At 71.6% G+C, this 2,219-nt stretch carries 1 protein-coding gene and 1 pseudogene; both read left to right on the forward strand.

Annotated features, from left to right (window positions below; translation table 11 throughout):
- Positions 1–227 precede the first annotated feature (227 nt).
- Positions 228–1,259, forward strand: coding sequence for a LacI family DNA-binding transcriptional regulator (locus tag ACR9ZG_RS18690; protein WP_481286346.1), 1,032 nt, complete (start codon positions 228–230; stop codon positions 1,257–1,259).
- 596 nt (positions 1,260–1,855) lie between these two features.
- Positions 1,856–2,219: pseudogene (locus ACR9ZG_RS18695) on the forward strand (BadF/BadG/BcrA/BcrD ATPase family protein); the annotation flags it as partial.

Consider the following 2,219-nt stretch of genomic DNA (forward strand, 5'->3'; position numbering starts at 1 on the left):
AGATGTGTATAAGAGACAGACTCGGCGGCGGATGTGTGGCGACATGCGCTCACGACTCGGCAAAGGGCGTGTGGCGACCTGTGGAGACGCGTGCCTGCCTCTCCACAGGCTCGACCGCTCCGGTGCCAGTTCAGATATTGCTGCACCCTCCGCCGCCTGGGGTCGCCGCCCATTAGTGTGGATTCGCGCTCGGCGTCCGGGGGTCCGGCGCCGGAGGAAGGGTGTCGATGAGCGAGCTGGACCAGGAGGGCGTGCCCCGCCGCGCGACGCTGAAGGACGTCGCACGCGAGGCCGGCGTCTCGCAGTCCACGACGTCGCGCGCGCTGAGCGGCGAGGGATACGTGGCGGCGGGCGTCCGGCAGCGGGTGCTCGACGCAGCGGAGGCGCTCGGGTACGTTCCGCACGCGATGGCCCGCAGCCTTCGCAAGCAGGACAGCCGCACCATCGGCGTCCTCGTCTCCGACCTCCGCAACGCCTTCTACGCGGACCTCGCGGCCGGAATCGCCGCGCGCGCTCGCCGCGAGGGCTACACGATGATGCTCGTCGACGACCAGGGCTCCACCGAGGCCGAGATCGACGCGGCCCGCGCCTTCGTCGCAACGCGCGTGGCCGGGGTGATCGTGACGCCCCTGTCCGGCGACGTGTCCGAGTATCTGTTGCGCCAGCACATCCCCGTCATCGAGGCCGACCGCCAGTTCTCCGAGGGCCGCTGCGATGCCGTCATCATCGATAACGCGGGTGTCGCGCGCCGGATGACCGACCACCTCATCGACCTCGGGCACCGTCGCATCGCGTTGTTCATCGACGAGACCACGTGGACCACCGGTGGCGAACGTGCTGCTGGCTACCGTCGATCGCTGGAGGAGTCCGGCATCGAGCCCGACCCCGCACTCGTGATCCCGGCCGGCTGGGACGCCGACGAGGCCCGCCGCTCCGCCATCGACATCCTGGCCCGCCGCGACCACCCGACCGCGATCTTCGCCGCCAACAACCTCCTGGCCGAGGGTGTGTGGCGCGCCACCAACGACCTCGGCTTGCGCATCCCCGACGACGTCAGCGTGGTCTCGTTCGACGACTCCGAGTGGATGAGCATGGTCAACCCCGGCATCACCGCCGTGGCTCAGGATGCGGTCGCCCTCGGCGAGACCGCGCTCGACCGCTTGCTGGCGCGCCTCGCCGACCCCTCCGCCGAGCCCGAGCGGATCGTGCTGGAGGCGCAGGTCCTGCCCCGAGGCTCGACGGCGGCCCCGCGGGCGTAGCCAGAGCCAGGCGCGAGCGCTGCGCCCGTTGCGACGCGACACGCGACTCGCGGCACGCGTCCGTCGCCGAGCGGCGCCGGAGGCGTCGAGGGGCGCCGTTGTGTCGCTATCGGGCTCCGATAGCGGCATCGTGACGCCCCTCGACGCGGCACCACGTGCGCTAGCCACGAGGGGCGTCGTTGTGTCGCTATTCCGTGCGGATAGCGGCACTTTCGAGCCTTTCGGGGCTCCGTTCGCGCAGCCCTCTCCCGGCGTCGAGGGGCGTCGTTGTGTCGCGATTCCGCGCGCACAGCGACATCTTCGCGCCCCTCGATCGAGAGAGGCGGCGGCGGACCTCGTTCGCGGCGGTGCGGAGGGGCGGCGCGGACCGCAGTACGTCTCGCACCAGAGCGGCCGAACAAGCGGCTGGCAACGTTCCCACATTTGCGACAGGATGGAGGCGCGCGTGCAGGACGTCCGCGAAAGGAACGACGCTGTCCACCACATCCCACCCCCAGAACGCCGCGGCGGGTCCCGTCTGGCTGGCGATCGACGGCGGCAACTCGAAGACCGAGATCGTCCTGCTCCGTCCGTTCGCCGGCCAAGATGACCGTGCGGTGACCGGACGGGTGCTCGAGTTCGCCCGCATCATCGCGCCCGGCAGCGGCGGCGGGCCGGCGGAAGTGTCCGACGCGGTCTCCCATGCTCTTCGTGAGGCGGGCGACATCCCGGTGCGCGCCGTCGCCCGGGTGCTCGCCGCGGTCGCGGGACTCGACTTCCCCGGCGACGAGGAGGCGCATCGCACCGCGCTCACCGGTCTCCTCCCGAACGCTCACGTCGAGGTGGTCAACGACGCGGTCGCCGTGCTGGATGCCGGTGCCGGCGTTCGCGGTGCGGGTGCTGCCAGCGCGGCCCTCACCGCCACGGTCGCCCAGGGCGTCAGCGACAAGCCCGCCCCGGGCGCCATCGACGCGGCCACCC

The sequence above is a fragment of the Leifsonia sp. KNZ12-8B genome, from assembly GCF_056755495.1.